Raw genomic sequence first — 18,330 nt, forward strand, 5'->3', positions numbered from 1 at the left:
CACCCCGCAGACAGCGAGAAGGACCCCACCGCGCGATAGGCTCGCCGGGTGGGGTCCTTCTCATTCGGCGCGGGAAACGCGGCCAAGCTCGCGCGCATCCCGCTGTACGCGCTCGGACGCCTGGCCACACTGCTGATCCCTCGCACTGACGACTGGGTGTTCGGCTGTGGCGCCGGAATCGGCGACGGACCCCTGGAACTGTGGCGTGAGGAGCAGAGGCACGGCGTGTCCGCAGTGTGGCTGGTGGACGGCGACCGTGATGCGCAGGATGCCGCCGCGCTCGGGATCCCGACGCTGCGCAAGCACTCCATCGCCGGGTTTCTCGCCACCGCTCGCGCCGGTGTCATCGTCGTCAGTCACGGCTTCGGTGACGTCAACCCGTACGCGGTCAGCGGTGCCTTCATCGTGCAGTTGTGGCACGGGATCCCGCTCAAGCGCATCGGGCTGGACTCCCCGGAGACCGTCCGCAGCCGCTTCCTGCCGCGATCAGCTCTCGTTCCTCGCCTTCTCGCACGGATGTACCGCTATGCGCAGGCGCGGATCTCGCTCCTGCCCGCGGCCTCCCACCTCATTCGTGGCCGGCTGGAGTCCGCATTCGGACTGCCGGACGACCGGATCGTCGTGAGCGGTGAACCCCGCGTCGATGTGCTCTCACGCGGCACCGCGCAGGAGCGCACGGAGAAGGCCCGCGAACTGCTGGAGGTCGCGGTCGGAGTGCTGCCGTCGCGGGTGCTGCTGTACGCGCCGACGTGGCGTGACGGGGACGAGGATCCCGCGGTGCCGAGTGCCGCGGACTGGGGTGCGCTCACCGCGATGCTCGAACGCCAGGATGCCGTCCTGCTGATCCGGTCCCATCCTCTGGGGGCCGGTGCATACTCCTCTCCGGAGCCGACGGAGCGGATCCGCATGCTGGGCAGCGATGTGATGCGTGATGTCACCCCCGCGCTGCCGGCCGTCACCGGGCTCATCACCGACTACTCCTCGCTCGCCTATGATGCGGGACTCGTGCCGATGCCCGTTCATTTCCTGGTGCCGGACCTGGAGTCCTATGCCGAGCGTCGGGGCTTCTACGCGCGCTTCCGCGACGTCGCCGACGACGACTACCAGCGCAACTGGGCCGGGATCGTGCAGCAGATCGACGAGACGCTCTCCGACGAGACGGTCCACGCGATGCGGATCGAGCGCTCCGAACGGCTGTCTGCGAAGGTGCACGCCTTCCGTGACGGCTGCAATACCCAGCGCGTGCATCGCGCGATCGAACGCCGGCGCGCTGCAGCCCGGCGGAAGGGACGACGATGACCCAGGTTGAGCTGGGGGAGGACGCCCTCCTCCTCTCCGGCACCGGTGATGCTCCGGAGCGGATCGAGCTCGTCGGGGCGCGCGCCCGGGTGGCCGGCGTCATCACCACCGAGGGCGACGACTGGCACGCCGTGATTCCTCTCCTCGCGTCCCGGCTGGGCGGACCCGAGCTTCCGCTGCCGTCGGGACGCTACCGGATCGAGCCGGCAGCTGTGGCGTCCGATCTGCACCTCCCGATCACACTGCTGCCGATCCTGCGCGTTCGCGTTCTCGGCGACGAGGTTCTGATCGCTCCGCCGATCGACCCCGCCTACGACTCCGGCGACGGCCAGTCCGCGCTGGAGCGCCGGTACGTCTCACAGGCGGGCGGCGAGCTGGAGAACGCGGTGTTCTTCGAGAGCTTCTACGGACGCAACGCCAGCTGCAACCCACTGGCCATCGACCGGGAGCTCGCGGCGCGGGCGCCGCACGTCACGCGCTACTGGAGCGTCGTGGATCGCTCCGTCGAGGTGCCCGAGGGGGCCGTCGCGGTCGTGGAGGGAACGCCCGAGTGGTGGCGGGCGCGTGCGACGGTTCGCCTGCTGGTCGTGAACGACTGGCTTCGACGACGATACGCGCGTCGTCGCGGGCAGCGAGTGCTGCAGACGTGGCACGGCACGCCGCTCAAGCGTCTCGCACTGCACCGGCCCGGATTCGATCCGCGCCGCGCCGTCGCGGTGTGGCGAGAAGCGCGACGCTGGGATGCCCTTCTCGCCCAGAACCCCTACGCCGCGCGTATTCTGCGGGCGGCATATGCGTTCCGGGGTGGCCTCTGGGTGGATGGCTATCCGCGCAACGACGTCCTTGTCTCGGGGTCGGGGGCCCCGGTGCGCGACCGGCTGGGGATCGCGGAAGACGAGCGGGTGGTCCTTTATGCGCCGACGTGGCGGGATGACCGGGAGCACATCGTCGACTTCCTCGATCCCGTCGCGCTCGCCGAGCAGCTCGGCGCTGTCGTGCTGGTGCGCGGGCACTCCCGAACCCTCCTGCCCGGTGCGGACACCACGGGGCCGCGGGTCATCGATGTGACGGGCTTTCCGGACACGTCCCAGCTGCTGCTGGCAGCCGACGCGCTGATCACCGACTACTCGTCGGTGATGTTCGATTTCTCCGCCACCGGGAAGCCGATGGCGTTCTTCGTGCCGGACATCGAGCACTACCGGGGGGAGCTGCGCGGGTTCTACTTCGATCTGGAGCGCGAGGCCCCGGGCCCGGTGGTCCGCACGCAGGACGAGCTGGTCGCCGCGCTCAGCGCAGGTGCGGCGGTGGACGCCTATGCGGACAAGTACCGGCGCTGGCAGCAGCGCTTCAACAGCCGGGACGATGGCCGCGCGGCCGAACGCGTGGTCGCCCGCGTCATCGACCGCGGGTGGATCGACCCGGACTGATCGGTTCAGGGAAGGGGCGTGTTGCGCCCGCCCAGGCGCGAGGTGTCGACACTGGCGTGGGCGCCGCGCAGGAAGCCCGCGAAGAACCCGACGCCCCACGACAGATGCATGGTGGGCAGCACTGCCAGTGTCCACAGCCTGTCTCGGATGGTGTTTCCGCCCAGTTGTGTGGTGACGGCAGCGAGGATCACGAGAACGTACGCCACCACCGGAACATGCACCACCGAGAGGATCACGCTGGTCGCGCCGGAGACGACACCCGTGACCTGGAGCACAGCCACGATGACGGAGAGCGCCACATCCAGTACCAGCAGCGGCGGCGCGAAGAAGCGCAGGGAGTTGCGGCGCCCGAATCGCCGGACGAGCTCGCCACGCCACGTTCCCGTCGCGAAGAACTGCCGGACCAGTCGGGACCAGCTCTCCCGGGGCCAGTACGTGACGGAGAGCTTCGGATCGAACCACACGCGGTGACCCGCCTGCCGTAGCCGCAGGTTGAGTTCCCAGTCCTCGCCGCGGCGGATGCTCTCATCGAACAGTCCGACCTGCTCGATGGCGGCGCGGCGCATGACGCCGAGATAGGCGGACTCCGCCTCGCCCTCGTCGCCGCCGCCGTGATAGCTACCGCCGCCGAGCCCGACGGGGGAGTTGTATGCCCGCGCCACCGCCCCCTGGAAGGGGGTGCGGCCGTCGGCGTGCATGACGCCGCCCACGTTGGCTGCCCCGGTCCGTGCCAGCGTCTCCAGCGCACGGCGGGCGTAGCCGGGCGACAGCTCCGAATGAGCGTCCACGCGGATGATCACGGGGAAGCGTGCGCGGCGGATCGCCAGGTTCAGGCCGACCGGGATGTCGGCCTGGGGGTTGTCGACCAGCACGATGCGCTCGTCGCTGTCCGCGAGGCGGTGCGCCAGGGCCGTGGTGCCGTCGGTTGATGGTCCCAGGGCCAGCACCAGCTCGATCGGGCCGTCGATGCGCTGCTCCAGCACCGTGAGCACCGCGCGCTCCAGGTAATCGAGTTCGTTGAGCACCGGCATCACGAACGAGACTCCGTCGGCGGGGTTCACCGCCGGCTCTCTGTCGCGCATTGTTCGATCATCGCATGCGCTCGGCCACGCGGTGGTCCAAGCCGCTCCGGTATTCTGACGTGATGCCCCTGCTTTCCGACGCCCGCAAGGCCGTCGCCCTGATCCGCCGTGCGGTCGCCTCGCGCAGTGCGGTCATCGAGGTGCGCCAGCGACTGCGCGCCGAGGGAGCTCTTGCGCCACACCACTTCCAGATCGCCGTCTACTTCGCCGACAGCGATGTGAACATCTACCAGATGCGGCAGTGGTACAAGCCGTTGCAGCGCCTGGCGGAGCGATGGCCCGTGATGATCCTCGCTCGCAACGCGCCGGGTGCGGCCGCCCTGCTGGAGGAGAGCGGACTCCCGGTCGCGTTCGTTCCGAAGGTGGGCGACCTGGAGAGCGTGATCTCACAGCAGGACATCCGGATCGTGCTCTACGTGAATCAGAACACACGGAACTTCCAGATGTTCCGCTACGGCCGCCGCTGGCACGTGTTCATCAATCACGGCGAGTCCGACAAGATGTACATGACCACCAACCAGTACAAGGCCTACGACTATGCGTTCATCGCGGGCGAGGCTGCCCGTGAGCGTCTCGGCCGTGTGCTCTGGGACTACGACCTGGACCGCCGGACGCTGGAGATCGGCCGGCCCCAGGCGGATCACTTCGGTGGCACGTTGCCGTACACCGCCGATGACCGGACGGTGGTGCTCTACGCACCCACGTGGGAGGGCGATCGCCCGACCGCCTTCTACGGCTCCGTCGTCACCCACGGCGAGAAGCTGGTCTCGGCGTTGCTCGCCACAGGGCGTCACCGGGTGATCTATCGCCCCCACCCCCGCTCGGGCGTGGAGAACGAGGCGTTCGGCGCTGCGAACAAGCGCATCATCGCCGCTCTCGCCGCCGCCAACGCGGCCGATCCCTCGGCGCAGCATGTCTACGACGACGGCCCGGAACTCGGGTGGCAGCTCGCCGCCGCGGATGTCGCCGTCGTCGACATCTCCGCGATGGTCTACGACCGCCTCGCCACCGGGCGGCCCCTGTTCGTCACGCGCCCGGCGGATCCGCGCGCGGACGTGGACACTGCCGGATACCTGAGTGACTGCGAGTGGCTCACGGTGGACCAGGCGGATGACATCGTCGCGCAGATCGAGCGGGTCCAGCACGATGAGACGGCCACAGCCCGCCTCGCCCTCTGGTCTCGCCACTACTTCGGTGACACGCGGCCCGGTGCGTCGACGCAGCGCTTCCACGCTGCGATCGAGCTTCTCCTGGAGCGCTGGCAGGAGTACAACGACGCGGAGCTGTCGGCGCGCCGCGCCGAGGCGGTCGACGAGCACGATCCCGACGAGGTCGAACCGGACTGAGGGCGCGCCCCGTTCCGGCCGCGGTGCGTGCCGCCGGGCGGCCGGAGGGTGCCGCGGCCGATCCGCCCGTCAGGGCGAGTCGTTGTCCGCGTCGGTGATCTCCGCGGGGGCGGTGCGATCACCGGTGCGGGGACGAGAACGCCGGAGCGCTCCGGCCGCGGCCGCACCGGCTCGGCCAGCTGCCCGGCCGCCCGATGCGGCGACCATGCCGAGCGTGCGTGCCGCGCCGCGAGCGGCATGGCCGATGTGGGACTCCAGCGGCTGGGAACCGGGCCTCGGTTCGATCTCTACGGGCATGGTCATCGGCGCCGGGCCGAAGGCCGTCCGAGAGGATGACACCACACGTCGGCCGAGCAGATGGTTGCCACCGCCGCCGACGACCGCGCCGATGCCGAATGGCATCACCTTTCCGACCACCGAGGCCCCGCCGATCTTGGTCAGCTGAGTGACGGCGAGGTGCTTCAGGCGGTCGAGCACCGGCCCCATCGCGGCGCGCGGGATCGTCTTGGTAATGAGATCGCCCCAGAACGTTCCGCGCGCTGTCGCCCGTCCGCTGGCCTCTCCGGCGAACTGGCGGATGAGAGTGGTGCCCTCGCTGCCGAGCATCAGCGTGAGCACGAGCGCCCGCGCACGATCCGGGTCGGTGAGGCGAATACCGTGGACTTCGGTCACCGACTGCGCGAACAGCGCCGTGGCCTCCAGGAATCCGATGGTCTCGGCGCCCGAGATGGCCAGAGCGATGCCGGTTCCGACCCCGGGCACCACGGCCGTCGCGCCCGCCGCAGCACCCGTGGTGGTGACGGCCGCGAGATAGCGGCGCTCCAGGATGCGGATGAGCTGATCCGGCGTGGCGTCAGGATGGCGCAGCCGGATCCCGCGGAGATGCGCGATGACCGCCGGCCGCTGCACACGCAGGGCCATGTCGATCGTCCGGATCAGGGTCGACGCGTCGGCATGCGTGCCGGAATCACCTCGCGGGGGCTCACCACCCTGCCAGGGGGAGTCCGCCGGAAGGGAGTGGATCGTGTGGACCTTCCGCGCCATTGTCAGACGAAGAGGTTCGCCCGCTCGAGATCCTCGGCGAAGTCGACCTCCACCGCGTAGAGGTCGGAGATGTCCATGGCCTCGACGCGGATACCGTCCTCGGCGATGGCCAGTTCCAGGCCGCGCTCGAAGTAGTCCTGGTCGTCGACGCGCGTGAGCTGGCGGATGAACGCCTTCTTGTCCGCTGCCGAGATGTAGTTGATGCCGACGGCCTCGCCCACGCCACCGCGAACGGTCTTGGAGAGTTCAGCGATGGCGCCGTCGGGGGAGAGGGTGTACTTGACCTCTTCGTCGCTGACCTTGGAGGTATTGACGGTGACGAACGACTGCTCTCGCTCGATGAGCGAGATCGCGCGGCCCAGCACGCGCGGATCGAAGACAACGTCACCGTTCATCCAGAGCACGCCGGACTTGCCGGTGGCCTGCAGGGCGCGCAGCAGGCTCTTGGAGGTGTTGGTCTGGTCGTAACGATCGTTGTGCACGTAGTCGGCCTGCGGGAACGCCTCGACGATGGTCTCGGCACGGTAGCCGACCACGGTCGTGATGCGAGCGGCGGAACCGAAGGCGGCACGGATGTTGTCGTGCTGCTGCTGCATGATGCTGCGGCCGTCGGACAGCTCGGTCAGCGGCTTCGGCAGCGAACGACCGAGACGCGAACCCATGCCGGCAGCCAGAATGACAGTCTGAATCTTCACGCTCTTATCGCTCCTCGATACGGTGTTCACCGCCGGTTCACCGGCAGGACACACCCTCGTGTCTGGACCATGGTACTAAGATTCCGCGCGTTGTGGCTGTGAAGCCGCCCTGTCTCGTCTCCCGGGGACCGCGAACGGCGCTCGCGGCGGCTCCCTGACCCCAATTCCTCACGACTTCGACCCCAATTCCACACAACGCCGCCGAGCTCGGGAACGGTCAGGATCCGGTTGATACGTTGAGACGATGAGCACGGCGCCCAATTCCCCTGACGATGTCGATGACCCCCAGGGCGCCCCGGTGAAGCCCACGGCGGCTTCGGCAGGAACGCCCGCGGCGCGTACGGCGGGGGCCGGGGCGAAACGACCGGGGGCAAAGAAGGCGAGCCCCCGTTCGCGCACCGCGACCACGTCTACGGGCTCCGCATCTGCACGAGCCGGGAAGGCGGCGACCGCGCAGCCCGTCGACGAAGAGGGTCCGGAGGCGAAGCCGTCGGCGCGCACGACGTCGGCCACGGGAAAGACGGCTTCGGGAAAGACGGCTTCGGGAAAGACGGCCGCAGGAAAGAGCCCTACGGCAAAGAGCGCTACGGCAAAGACCGCCACGGCGAAGACGGCCACGGCGAAGACGGCCACGGGAAAGCCAGCCGCGGGAAAGCCAGCCGCGGGAGAGACCGCCACGGCGAAGACCGCCACGGGAAAGACCGCGGTGAAGCCTGAGCCGGCGAAGCGACCCGGGTCCGCGTCCGCACGAGCCGCGTCGAAGGCGACGCCACGCTCCCGTGCGGCGGAGGCCGAGGTGGATGACGACAACACGATCACAGCTCCGCGGCGTCCCGCCGCCCGCAAGACGGCAGCCGGCACCGCGAAGTCCAGCAGCGCGTCTTCCTCGTCGCGGACGACGCGCCAGCCGGCGAAGAAGACTGCGCCCCGATCATCTGCCGCGCGCTCCGCACCAGACGCGGCAGCCGGTGGCGGTGGCCCGGAAGCTGTGGATTCCGTAGCATCGTCCGAAGACGCCGTCATCACGGGCGTCGGTTCGGACAGGGGGACCACTGACGTGACGAATGAGGCGGCCGAGACCGCGGACGGCGCTGCCGCGACGGAGACGGTCGACGCGCCCTCCGGTGAACCCTCACCCGGCGGTGACGCTGTGACGAGCGTGATCGACGCCCCGGCGGATGCCGATGCGGTGGCCAGCGGCGGCACACGATCTCTTGCCGATGCCCTGACGGACGCTGCTGAGGCCGACGATGGGCCTGATCCTGACGTATTCACCGCGGATCTCCCCGGCGATGCGCACGGCGAAGATGCGCAGGGCGAAGATGCGCAGGACGAGGGCGCGGAGCACGTCGCTCCTGCTCGGGACGGCGCGAAGACCGCTCCGGAGGTGGATGCCGTTTCCGAGGAGGATCCCGCTCCCACGGACGGCGACGCGGACCTGAACGAACTACTCGGTCTCGACACCGACACCGACACCGACGCCGGTTCCGAGAAGGACGGCGATGTCGCGAGCGACGCCACGGCGCCGGGAAGCACCGCCGATGAGGCAGCGCACGATGCGTCCCCGGCATCGGCCCATCCCGAGGCGCATCTGCTCGCGCCGCTCGTCGGTGCGTCGCCGCGGAGTCGCCCCGCCGCGGTTACCGAGTCCGCCGAGCCCGTGGACCCCGCCAGCGCGGTCCTGGTGGCACGCGGGCTGGTGAAGGACTTCGGCGGTACCCACGCCGTCGACGAGATCGACCTGACCGTGCCGACGGGCAGCTTCTACGGCATCGTCGGACCGAACGGCGCGGGAAAGACCACGACCCTGTCCATGATCTCCGGTCTGCTGCGTCCCGATCGTGGGAGCATCACCGTGGCCGGCATCGACGCACGCCAGCGTGCGCGGGCGGCGAAGAAGCTCATCGGCGTGCTGCCCGATCGCTTCCGCACGTTCGATCGCCTCACCGGTCGTCAGCTGCTGCACTACTACGGACTGCTCCGGGGCCTGAAGCCGGGAGTGGTCGACAAGCGGACCGCCGATCTCGCCCGTGCCTTCGACCTGACGGATGCGCTCGGGCGTGCGGTGTCGGACTACTCGGCCGGCATGACCAAGAAGGTCATGCTCGCGGGCGCGATGATCCACAGCCCGCGCCTCCTCGTGCTCGATGAGCCGTTCGAAGCCGTCGACCCCGTTTCCGCGGCGGTGATCCTGGAGATCCTGTCGCAGTACGTCGCGGGCGGCGGCACCGTCATCCTGTCCAGCCACACCATGGAGCTCGTGGAGCGGGTCTGCTCGCGCGTGGCCGTTGTCGTGTCCGGCCAGGTGCTGGCGGAGGGCACCGTCGAGGAAGTCCGGGGCGATCTGACCCTTGAGCAGCGGTTCGTGGAGCTCTCCGGCGGGCTCACCGAGGTGGAGGGGCTGGAGTGGTTGCACACGTTCTCCGACTGAGGCTCGCGCTGCTGTTCGGCGCGGTCCGCGGGGACCGGGCGCAGAGCACCCGCAACGTCATCGGCGCCCTTCTGCTGATCGCCGCAACGGCGGCGGTCTGCACGGCGATCCTGTCTCTTCGTGCCGACAGCGGTGCCGTCGCGCATGTGGTGTCCGTCCTGGCCGGGTCCGCCCTCGCCTTCGGTGCGGCGGTCGGCCCCGCGGTGGCGGGAGTCGAGGACCAGCTGGCTCCGCGGCGCTTCGCCGTGTTCGGCATGTCGCCGCTCCCGCTCGCGGGGGCGCTCCTGCTGGGCATGCTGGTCTCGCTGCCCTCGCTCGCACTTCTCGCGGTCGCCGTCTCGCTCATGATCATGTGGACGAGCCAGGGTGTGCCCGCCGGCATCGCGATCGTCTCACTTCTCCTCGCCTTCCTCGCCTGCCTGGTGGTGTCGCGGCTGAGCATGGCGGTGGCGGCACGGTTCGGACGCGACCGGCGCAGCCGCGAGATGACGGGCCTGCTCGTGCTGGCGCTGGTCATCGTGATCGTTCCGGTTGCCGTGTTCCTCGCCTCGCTGCAGTGGCGGGGTGTCGTCCCGAGCCAGCTCGTGACCCTCACGGAAATCCTCTCCAATACCCCGTTCGGTGCACCCTGGGGGATCGCCGGCCATGTCCTGCGTGGTGACAGCGCTCTAACGGCGAGCATTCTGATCACTGGCGGCACCCTCGTGGTGCTGGTGGGTGCCTGGTTCCTCGTGGTCCGGCACGCCCTCACCACCACGGAGCGCCCGCAGACCGGTCGCGAGCGGGGCCTCGGCTGGTTCAGCGTGCTTCCAGGCAACGCGATCGGCGCCGTCGCCGCGCGGTCACTCGTCTACTGGACGCGGGATCGCCGCTACATCGTGAATGTGGCGGTCGTACCCATCGCCTCCGTGATCGCGGCCCTGCCGCTGCTGGTCGCGGGGGTGCCGCCGCAGGTCGTGGCCCTGGTGCCGGTGCCGATCATGGCGCTGTTCCTCGGATGGATGCCCCACAACGACATCGCGTACGACTCGACCGCGATCTGGCTGCACATCGTCAGCGGCGTCCGGGGTCTCGCCGATCGGATCGGGCGCCTCGTGCCCATCGTCCTCATCGCCGTGCCGCTTCTCGCTGTGGCGATCACGGTGTCGATCGCGCTCTACGGCCGGTGGTCGATGCTTCCAGCGCTGGTGGGCGTGGCCCTGTGCCTGTTCCTCACCGGCCTCGGCCTCTCCTCCATCTCCTCGGTCGTATCGCCCTACCCGGTCACTCGGCCGGGGGACAGCCCGTTCCAGCAGCCGCAGCGAGCGGGCTCGGGAATCGGCGCTCAGGCCCTGGTGCTGATCGGCGCGATCCTGCTCAGCATTCCCGCGCTCGTCGCCGCTCTGCGCGCGGTCGATGCGGACCTGCCCGCAGCTCTCGACGCGCTGTGGATCGGGCTCGGCATGGGCATCGGCGTGCTCGCCGTGGGCGTCGCTCTCGGGGCGTTCCTGTTCGAGCGTCACGGCTCGCGCATCATGGAGTTCGCTGAGGCGATCTGAGTCCGCGGAATCACCAGACGATCGTCCCGCTCCGTGATGCGGGCGGTACGATGGGCCCATGAGCACTCCGCTGGATCACCCCGACCAGGGCGGCATCGCCACCCTCGACCGCGAACTCGAAGAGCTCCTGCGTGAGGAGCACATCGAGCCGGGAGATCATGAGCGCTTCTCGCACTACGCGAAGAAGGAGAAGATCCTCGAGTCGGCTCTGACCGGCAAGCCCATTCGCGCGCTGTGCGGAAAGAAGTGGGTGCCGAGCCGGGACCCGGAGAAGTTCCCGGTATGCCCCGACTGCAAGAAGGTGTACGAGTCGCTCATGAGCTGACTCGCGCGAACGGCCCGCCGGATCCGGCGGGCCGTTCGTCATAGCTGGAGGGCTACTGCGCGTCCTCAAAGACTGTCGGGATGATCGGATCGGACTTGCTGAGCGCAAGCCCGCGTACCGGCAGCTCCTCGCGCACCATCGCGTGGTGTTCCCGGGCAGCCGCAGTTCCCGCCGGTCCTTCGAACGACGCGTCGATGACGCCGTGATCGACCAGACGCACCTGCAGGGCTCGGGCATCCGGATGCGCGCTCGCCGTCTCGACCGGTTCGAACCCGTCGGAGACCACCACGAGCTCGGTGGTGGCCTTCCCGCGCTCCAGGCGGCGGAACGCGGCCTTGCGACCACCGGTGGAGGCCTTGTCCGCGCTCTTCTTGGCCACCGCCACCCATCCGCCGTCATCACCCTGACGTGCCACCAGCTTGTAGACCATGCTGGCGGTGGGATAGCCGGAGCCGGTGACCACCGAGGTGCCCACGCCGTAGGCGTCAACGGGTGATACGGCCAGAGCGGCGATCGCGTACTCGTCGAGATCGCTCGTCACGGTGATCCGCGTGTCGACGGCACCGAGAGCGTCCAGCTGGGCACGGACTTCCGCGGCGACGATCGGGAGGTCACCGGAGTCGATGCGCACGCCGCCGAGTCCGGTACCGGCCACGCGGATCGCGAGATCCACGCCTGCGGTGATGTCGTAGGTGTCCACCAGAAGGGTGGTCCCGACGCCGGACGCCTCGATCTGGGAGCGGAAGGCCTGCTCCTCGGTGTCGTGCAGCAGGGTCCAGGCATGGGCGGCGGTGCCCATCGTCGGAATGCCCCAGCGGCGTCCGGCCTCCAGATTGCTGGTGGCTCCGAACCCTGCGATGTAGGCGGCGCGCGAGGCCGCCACCGCGGACTCCTCCGCCGCGCGGCGCGCGCCCATCTCCGCGAGGGGGCGATCTCCAGCCGCGACCGACATGCGCGCCGCGGCCGTGGCAACGGCAGAGTCGTGGTTGAGGACGCTGAGGGCCAGGGTCTCCAGGATCACGGCCTCAGCGAAGGTGCCTTCGACGGTGAGGATCGGCGAGCCGGGGAAGTAGAGCTCTCCCTCCCGATAGCCGGTGATCGACCCGCTGAAGCGGTAGCCGGCCAGGTAGCGCAGGGTCTCGGGGCTGACGACCTGGTTGTCGGTGAGGTAGCGCAGCTCGTCATCGCCGAAGCGGAAATCACGCAGCAGGGAGAGCAGACGTCCCGTGCCGGCCACCACGCCGAACCGCCGCCCGCCACTCAATCTGCGAGAGAACAACTCGAACACGCAGTTGCGGTGGGCGGTGCCATCACGCAGTGCCGCATCCAGCATGGTGAGTTCATATCGGTCTGTCAGCAGCGCGGAGGAGCCGGTCATGCTCGGAATCCTACTCGCGCGCGCAGCGCCCACCGTGCCGCACCCTCCGAGGGCGCAGCGACGAGCCGTGCCGCCCGACGCGGGTGATGCATGCGGCGGCGTAGGCTGGACCCATCATGTCTGACGCACCGATCGGGATCTTCGACTCCGGCGTGGGCGGGCTCACGGTCGCTCGTGCGATCGGGGACCAGCTGCCGAACGAATCGTTCGTGTACATCGGCGACACCGCCCGCACTCCCTACGGTCCGCGCCCCATCGCCGAGGTGCGTCAGTTCTCCCTCGAGGTGCTGGACACACTGGTCGATCAGGGCGTCAAGATGCTCGTGATCGCCTGCAACACCGCGTCGGCGGCCGTGCTGCGTGACGCACGCGAGCGTTACGACATTCCGGTGATCGAGGTCATCAACCCCGCTGTGCGCACGGCGATCGCCACCACGCGCAACGGGCGGGTGGGCGTCATCGGCACCGCCGGAACGGTGTCATCCGGCGTCTATCAGGACATGCTGGGCGTGGACTCCCGCCTGACGGTGTTCGCTCAGGCGTGCCCGCGTTTCGTCGAGTTCGTGGAGGCCGGGATCACGAGTTCGCCTGAGCTGCTTCGCGTGGCGGAGGAGTATCTGGCTCCGCTGCGTGACGCCGGCATCGACACCCTGGTGCTCGGGTGCACGCACTATCCGTTCCTCAAAGGCGCCATCAGCTACGTGATGGGCCCCGAAGTCTCCCTCGTCTCCAGCGATGTGGAGACCGCGAACGACGTCTATCGCACGCTGGTCACGCGCGGCGAGCTCGCTTCCCCGCAGTCCCAGCCGACGCGCACGTACGAGGCGACGGGCACCAGCGAAGCCGAGTTCGTCGCGCTGGCGCGGCGTCTGATGGGAGCCGAGGTCAATCGGGTCCAGCTCGTGAACACCGCCGCCATCCGCCTTCCCCAGAACAGCTGACTCGCCCGCCCGGCGGCTGAGCGGCATCCCACCCCTTCGAGAGGACGCAGACCTATGACCGAGATCGTTCGCGCCGACGGCCGCGCCACCGACCAGCTCCGCCCCGTCACCATCGAGCGCGGCTGGAGCGCCCACGCCGAGGGGTCGGCGCTGGTGAGCTTCGGCGGCACGCGTGTGCTGTGCACGGCGTCGTTCACCAACGGCGTTCCTCGCTGGCTGACCGGCAAGGGCAAGGGGTGGGTCACGGCCGAGTACGCGATGCTGCCGCGCGCCACGAACAGCCGTAACGACCGTGAGAGCGTGAAGGGCCGTGTCGGCGGACGCACGCACGAGATCTCCCGTCTCATCGGGCGCGCACTGCGTGCGGTGGTCGACACCAAGGCGCTCGGGGAGAACACCCTCGTCATCGACTGCGACGTGCTCCAGGCCGACGGCGGCACCCGGACGGCCGCCATCACGGGCGCCTACGTTGCGCTCGCGGACGCCATCGAGTGGGGGCGCGAGAAGAAGTTCATCGGGCAGAAGGCGCAGCCGCTGATCGACTCGGTCTCCGCGGTGTCTGTCGGCATCATCGATGGCACGCCGATGCTCGACCTGGCCTATGTCGAGGACGTCCGCGCGGAGACGGACATGAACGTCGTGGTGACCGGTCGCGGACTGTTCGTCGAGGTGCAGGGCACCGCAGAGGGTGCTCCCTTCGACAAGCAGGAGCTCGACGCGCTGCTCGACTTGGGCGTCGCGGGCTGCGCGAACCTGCGCGACATCCAGACGGCGGTCCTGGCGTGAGCGTCGATCGCGTCGTCCTCGCCACCCACAACGCGCACAAGGTGGCTGAGTTCCAGGCCATCGTCGCGGCGGTCCGCCCCGACCTCACCGTCGTGGCGTACGACGGACCCGAGCCCGTGGAAGACGGCACGACCTTCGCCCAGAACGCACTGATCAAGGCACGGGCCGCCGCCGCGCACACGGGCCTGCCCGCCCTCGCCGACGATTCCGGCCTGACCGTGTCGGTCCTGGGCGCCGCTCCCGGCGTCTTTTCCGCGTACTGGGCCGGGCACCAGAAGGACGACATCGCGAACCGGCGCCTGCTGCTCGATCAGCTCAGCGATCTCGCCCCCGAGCACCGCACGGCGTTCTTCACCTCGGTGATCGCCCTCGTCACGCCCGGCGGCGACGAGCACACGGTCGAGGGCATCTGGCCCGGGCGCCTGGCGACGGTGGAGAGCGGTGAGAACGGCTTCGGTTATGACCCGGTGTTCCTCCCCGAGAATGCGGACGGCACGCCGGGCACCCGTTCCGCGGCGGAGCTGAGCCCCGAGGAGAAGAACGCGCAGTCGCATCGGGCGCGAGCCTTCGTGGCGCTGCAGCCGCTTCTCGCCGCGCTCTGACGCTGATAATCGTCCTCATTCCCGACTAGGCGAAACGGCCCCGCGCACCCGTGCGGCCCGCCTAGCCTGGAGGCATGCACGATCACGCACCGTCCACCGGAATCCGGGGAGCGGCCAATCGCCGCCTGCTGGCGATCTCGCTGACCATCACCTCGACCGTCATGGTCGTACAGGTCATCGGAGCCATCCTCTCGGGCTCGCTGGCGCTGCTCGCGGACGCCGCCCACATGTTCACGGACGCGTCGGCACTGGTGATCGCGCTGATCGCCAGCGCGGTCGCCGCCCGTCCGGCGGACGATCGACGCACGTTCGGCTATCAGCGCGCCGAGGTGCTGGGTGCGCTGATCAACGCCGTCATCCTGGGAGTGCTGGCCATCACCGTGGGCGTCGAAGGCGTCCAGCGCTTGATCAACCCGGGCGAGGCGGAGGTGCAGGGCGGGCTGATGCTCGTGATCGCGGTGGCCGGTGCCCTGGCCAATGCCGTCTCGATGTGGCTGCTGTCCGCGGCGCAGAAGAAGTCGATCAACGTCCGCGGGGCATACCTGGAGGTGATGGGTGATCTGATCGGGTCGGTCGGAGTCATCATCGCCGCCATCGTGATCCTCACCACCGGCTGGGTGCGCGCCGATGCCATCGCCTCACTGTTCATCGCTGCGATGATCCTGCCGCGCGTGTTCACGCTGCTGCGCGAAGTGATCTCCGTGCTGGCGGAATCAGCACCGAAGGGCACCGATATCCCCGACATCCGCACGCACATCCTGGGCTACCCGGGCGTGCGCGCCGTGCACGACGTGCACGTGTGGCAGCTGACGCGGGGTGCGCCGGTGTTCACTGCACACGTCGTCGTGGACGCCGATGTGCTGAGCGATGGGGGAAGTGCACGGATGCTCGCCGATCTGCAGGGCTGTCTGTCGCAGCACTTCGATGTGGAGCACTCCACCTTCCAGCTTGAACCCGACGGTCACGCCGAGCACGACGACGTCGTCCACCGCTGAGACGGTCCGGGAGTCCTCAGGTCTCCCGGACCACCGAGGCGGGGTCGACGTCGGGGCGCAGGCCGCGCCAGCGCGCGTGGCGGAGGTGCCCGTTCGGACTCCAGTCGGCGAACTCGACCTCGCCCACCAGCTCGGGACTGACCCAGATGGCGTCGGACGCGTCCGCAGCCGGGACGTCGCTGAAGGGTGGCTCCGCGATTCCCAGAGGCACGAGGCGGCGCAGGAGCGCGGCTGCAGCCTCCTCGCTGAATCCGGTGCCGACACGCCCCGCGTAGTGCAGCGTGCCGTCGCTCTGCCACACGCCCATCAGCAGGGAGCCGATCGCGCCGGTGCGGTTGCCCTTGCCGGGGCGGACTCCGCCGATGACCACGTCCTGCGTTGCGGTGATCTTCACCTTCAGCCAGGACTCGCTACGCACGCCCGGTCGATAGGGCGAGGCAGGATCCTTCACCATGATGCCTTCCAGGCTGCGCTCGGACGCGGCCTCGAGGGTGGCCGCGACATCGTCGAACACGGGCGGGACGACGATGGCCGCCCCCGCATCCGCCGCGATGCGCTCCAGCGCCCTGCGGCGGTCGCGAAGCGGACGGGAGGTGAGGTCTTCGTCGGCGTGCAGCGCGTCGAAGAGGAAGTACGACACCGGGGTGCGTGCGGCTTCGCGCTCGATCTCGAACGCCTTGCTGAGGTGCATCCGATTCTGCAGGCGCGGGAAATCCGGTCGTCCACTCGCGTCCAGGGCGACGATCTCGCCGTCGACGATCGCGCTGGCAGCGCCGAACCGTGCGGATCCCTCGGCGGCGACCTCGGGGTAGCGGGCGGTGATGTCCGCTCCCGTGCGCGAGAACAGGCGCAACCGCGACTGAGACCACACGCCGATGACACGCACCCCGTCCCATTTGAACTCCACCCACGATCCCCAGCGGCGTGCAGCGGCGGTCGCAAGGGGAGACGTGCTGCCTACCGCGAGCATCGGCGCCGTGAAGCCCGTGGGGGCAGGCGCCGGCGCGTATCTCGTGGTCTGTACCGCGGAGCGAGTGCGGTGCAGCAGCCACGTCGACTTCTCGCCGCTGCCGTCGGTGCGAAGCAGCGCGATGCGCACATCGCTCGCCGGGCCACTGCCGCGGAGGGTCACGATGATCTCGTCGGCGCGCCACTTCTCCAGATCGTACGTCCCGCTGTCCCAGATGGACATCGTTCCGGCGCCGTAGGCGCCCGCGGGGATCGTCCCGGCGAAGCCCAGGTACGCGATCGGGTGGTTCTCGGTCTGCACCGCCAGCACGTTCTGCTCGCTGGTCTGGGGCAGCCCCTTCGGGACGGCCCAGCTCACCAGCACCCCGTCGTGTTCTAGGCGCAGATCGTAATGCAGGTGTGAGGCGTGGTGCTCCTGGATGACGAAGCGCCGGCTCGCCGTGGGAAGGGCATCGGGCGACGTGGGCAGGGGCTCCGGCGTCGGACGGGTGCGCTTGGCGAGGTAGGACGCGAGGAGGCCAGGTGCCGGATCGAGCGCCGCCAGTAGATCGCCCTGATCCGCCACCCGATCCAGGACCTCGGTGAACTCGAGCTGGCGCAGCCCCGTCGCCCCGAGCTCCTCCCAGGTGCGCGGTGCCGCGACCGTGGGGCGCAGGCGACCCCGGAGGGAGTACGGGGCGATCGTGGTCTTCTTGCCGTTGTTCTGGCTCCAGTCGATCAGCACGCGACCCACTCGCGCCGCTTTCGCCATGCCGCTCACCACCAGATCGGGCCTATCCTGCTCCAGAGCGCGCGCGAGGGCTTTCGCCACGGCGCTGGTCTGCTCGGACGATGCTGTGCCGTCGAGGTGCGCATAGAGGTGGATGCCGGAGCCGCCGCTGGTGAGTGCGAAGGGTTCTAGCCCCATGCCCCGCAGCAGGTCGCGGGCGAGGAAGGCCACTTCGGCGCACTGGGCGAGTCCGGCTCCGTCGCCCGGGTCGAGATCGAGCACGAGACGATCGGGGAACGCCGGCTCGCCCTGGGGGCCGAAGCGCCACTGCGGTACGTGCAGCTCGAGGCTGGCGGACTGGGCGAAGTACACCAGCGTCGCGGCATCGGTGACCAGCGGGTAGTCCTTGGTCCCGGTGCTGTGGTCGATGCCGCTGCGAGGGATCCACGACGGCGCGCCGGGTTCCAGCTGCTTGGCGAAGAACGGCTCCTCGGGCGATGCCGCGGTGCCGACACCGTCCGGCCAGCGCTTGCGCGTCACCGGGCGGCCGAGGACGTGTGGGAGCAGCGCCGGTGCGATGCGCGCGTAGTAGTCGATCAGCTCGGCCTTGGTGGTTCCGGTCTCCGGGTACAGCACCTTGTCGAGGTGGCTGAGGCGCAGGGAGCGCCCCTCCACCTGTACGTTCACCGATGCCTCTGCCACCTGGTCAGGTTAGGTCATCGATCGTTCGGTCCGCGGGTCCGGCGCGCATTCGGCCCCGGGG

15 protein-coding genes are annotated in these 18,330 nt (G+C 69.4%); 10 read left to right on the forward strand and 5 right to left on the reverse strand.

All coding sequences use genetic code 11. The features are described 5' to 3' along the window. Positions 1-48: 48 nt before the first annotated feature. Positions 49-1,299: a CDP-glycerol glycerophosphotransferase family protein gene (locus LQ566_RS01075; RefSeq protein ID WP_231089693.1), complete on the forward strand. Its 1,251-nt coding sequence runs from the start codon at positions 49-51 to the stop codon at positions 1,297-1,299. Beyond that, complete coding sequence (locus tag LQ566_RS01080) at positions 1,296-2,726, forward strand: CDP-glycerol glycerophosphotransferase family protein (protein ID WP_231089694.1); 1,431 nt, start codon at positions 1,296-1,298, stop codon at positions 2,724-2,726. Before LQ566_RS01075 ends, LQ566_RS01080 begins: the two co-directional genes overlap by 4 nt. Positions 2,727-2,731: 5 nt before the next feature. On the opposite strand, the gene LQ566_RS01085 is transcribed toward LQ566_RS01080, so the two are convergent. Further along, positions 2,732-3,808: a glycosyltransferase family 2 protein gene (locus tag LQ566_RS01085; protein WP_231089695.1), complete on the reverse strand. Its 1,077-nt coding sequence runs from the start codon at positions 3,806-3,808 to the stop codon at positions 2,732-2,734. Positions 3,809-3,870: 62 nt separating this feature from the next. Here LQ566_RS01085 and LQ566_RS01090 point away from each other — a divergent pair, with 62 nt between their 5' ends. Beyond that, positions 3,871-5,154 carry a CDP-glycerol glycerophosphotransferase family protein gene (locus LQ566_RS01090; protein WP_231089696.1) on the forward strand — a complete coding sequence of 428 codons (1,284 nt, stop codon included), beginning with the start codon at positions 3,871-3,873 and terminating at the stop codon, positions 5,152-5,154. A gap of 69 nt (positions 5,155-5,223) precedes the next feature. On the opposite strand, the gene LQ566_RS01095 is transcribed toward LQ566_RS01090, so the two are convergent. Then, positions 5,224-6,198 carry a hypothetical protein gene (locus LQ566_RS01095; protein ID WP_231089697.1) on the reverse strand — a complete coding sequence of 325 codons (975 nt, stop codon included), beginning with the start codon at positions 6,196-6,198 and terminating at the stop codon, positions 5,224-5,226. Between the two features lie 2 nt (positions 6,199-6,200). After that, positions 6,201-6,893 carry a phosphocholine cytidylyltransferase family protein gene (locus LQ566_RS01100; RefSeq protein ID WP_231089698.1) on the reverse strand — a complete coding sequence of 231 codons (693 nt, stop codon included), beginning with the start codon at positions 6,891-6,893 and terminating at the stop codon, positions 6,201-6,203. A 244-nt stretch (positions 6,894-7,137) separates the two neighbouring features. Here LQ566_RS01100 and LQ566_RS17590 point away from each other — a divergent pair, with 244 nt between their 5' ends. Genes LQ566_RS17590 through LQ566_RS01115 form a run of 3 tightly spaced genes read left to right on the forward strand, consistent with a single transcriptional unit; the run spans position 7,138 to position 11,187 of the window. Then, the gene (locus LQ566_RS17590) at positions 7,138-9,324 is read left to right on the forward strand and encodes an ATP-binding cassette domain-containing protein (RefSeq protein ID WP_308070477.1); all 2,187 of its coding nucleotides are present in this window, start codon (positions 7,138-7,140) and stop codon (positions 9,322-9,324) included. Then, the gene (locus LQ566_RS01110; protein ID WP_231089699.1) at positions 9,300-10,862 is read left to right on the forward strand and encodes a hypothetical protein; all 1,563 of its coding nucleotides are present in this window, start codon (positions 9,300-9,302) and stop codon (positions 10,860-10,862) included. The genes LQ566_RS17590 and LQ566_RS01110 overlap by 25 nt, the downstream gene beginning before the upstream one ends. Positions 10,863-10,920: 58 nt before the next feature. Further along, positions 10,921-11,187 (forward strand): DUF3039 domain-containing protein, encoded by a 267-nt coding sequence (locus tag LQ566_RS01115; protein ID WP_231089700.1) that lies wholly within the window; start codon positions 10,921-10,923, stop codon positions 11,185-11,187. Between the two features lie 52 nt (positions 11,188-11,239). Here the strand turns inward: LQ566_RS01115 and LQ566_RS01120 are convergent, their stop codons facing one another. Then, a complete protein-coding gene (locus LQ566_RS01120; protein ID WP_231089701.1) occupies positions 11,240-12,565 on the reverse strand; it encodes a nicotinate phosphoribosyltransferase in 1,326 nt (441 codons plus the stop codon). A 116-nt stretch (positions 12,566-12,681) separates the two neighbouring features. Between LQ566_RS01120 and murI the strand changes: the two genes are divergently transcribed. From murI to LQ566_RS01140, 4 genes are all read left to right on the forward strand, one after another. Beyond that, positions 12,682-13,506 (forward strand): glutamate racemase, encoded by an 825-nt coding sequence (murI, locus tag LQ566_RS01125; RefSeq protein WP_231089702.1) that lies wholly within the window; start codon positions 12,682-12,684, stop codon positions 13,504-13,506. Between the two features lie 54 nt (positions 13,507-13,560). Beyond that, a complete protein-coding gene (gene rph, locus LQ566_RS01130) occupies positions 13,561-14,292 on the forward strand; it encodes a ribonuclease PH (RefSeq protein ID WP_231089703.1) in 732 nt (243 codons plus the stop codon). Beyond that, positions 14,289-14,894 (forward strand): RdgB/HAM1 family non-canonical purine NTP pyrophosphatase, encoded by a 606-nt coding sequence (rdgB, locus tag LQ566_RS01135; RefSeq protein WP_231089704.1) that lies wholly within the window; start codon positions 14,289-14,291, stop codon positions 14,892-14,894. Before rph ends, rdgB begins: the two co-directional genes overlap by 4 nt. A gap of 74 nt (positions 14,895-14,968) precedes the next feature. Next, positions 14,969-15,889 carry a cation diffusion facilitator family transporter gene (locus LQ566_RS01140; RefSeq protein WP_231089705.1) on the forward strand — a complete coding sequence of 307 codons (921 nt, stop codon included), beginning with the start codon at positions 14,969-14,971 and terminating at the stop codon, positions 15,887-15,889. Positions 15,890-15,905: 16 nt separating this feature from the next. On the opposite strand, the gene ligD is transcribed toward LQ566_RS01140, so the two are convergent. Continuing rightward, on the reverse strand, positions 15,906-18,269 hold the full coding sequence (ligD, locus tag LQ566_RS01145) for a non-homologous end-joining DNA ligase (RefSeq protein WP_231089706.1): 2,364 nt from the start codon (positions 18,267-18,269) through the stop codon (positions 15,906-15,908). Positions 18,270-18,330 lie beyond the last annotated feature (61 nt).

Origin of the sequence: Microbacterium nymphoidis (assembly GCF_021044885.1) — a bacterium.
In the GTDB taxonomy this organism is placed as follows: domain Bacteria; phylum Actinomycetota; class Actinomycetes; order Actinomycetales; family Microbacteriaceae; genus Microbacterium; species Microbacterium nymphoidis.

Bases quoted from the DNA above. Each gene is read 5' to 3' on its own strand.
- murI (WP_231089702.1), top strand. From the start codon at position 12,682: ATGTCTGACGCACCGATCGGGATCTTCGACTCCGGCGTGGGCGGGCTC.
- LQ566_RS01095 (WP_231089697.1), bottom strand. From the start codon at position 6,198: ATGGCGCGGAAGGTCCACACGATCCACTCCCTTCCGGCGGACTCCCCC.
- LQ566_RS01140 (WP_231089705.1), top strand. From the start codon at position 14,969: ATGCACGATCACGCACCGTCCACCGGAATCCGGGGAGCGGCCAATCGC.
- LQ566_RS17590 (WP_308070477.1), top strand. From the start codon at position 7,138: ATGAGCACGGCGCCCAATTCCCCTGACGATGTCGATGACCCCCAGGGC.
- LQ566_RS01080 (WP_231089694.1), top strand. From the start codon at position 1,296: ATGACCCAGGTTGAGCTGGGGGAGGACGCCCTCCTCCTCTCCGGCACC.
- LQ566_RS01115 (WP_231089700.1), top strand. From the start codon at position 10,921: ATGAGCACTCCGCTGGATCACCCCGACCAGGGCGGCATCGCCACCCTC.
- rph (WP_231089703.1), top strand. From the start codon at position 13,561: ATGACCGAGATCGTTCGCGCCGACGGCCGCGCCACCGACCAGCTCCGC.
- LQ566_RS01090 (WP_231089696.1), top strand. From the start codon at position 3,871: ATGCCCCTGCTTTCCGACGCCCGCAAGGCCGTCGCCCTGATCCGCCGT.
- LQ566_RS01120 (WP_231089701.1), bottom strand. From the start codon at position 12,565: ATGACCGGCTCCTCCGCGCTGCTGACAGACCGATATGAACTCACCATG.
- LQ566_RS01085 (WP_231089695.1), bottom strand. From the start codon at position 3,808: ATGCGCGACAGAGAGCCGGCGGTGAACCCCGCCGACGGAGTCTCGTTC.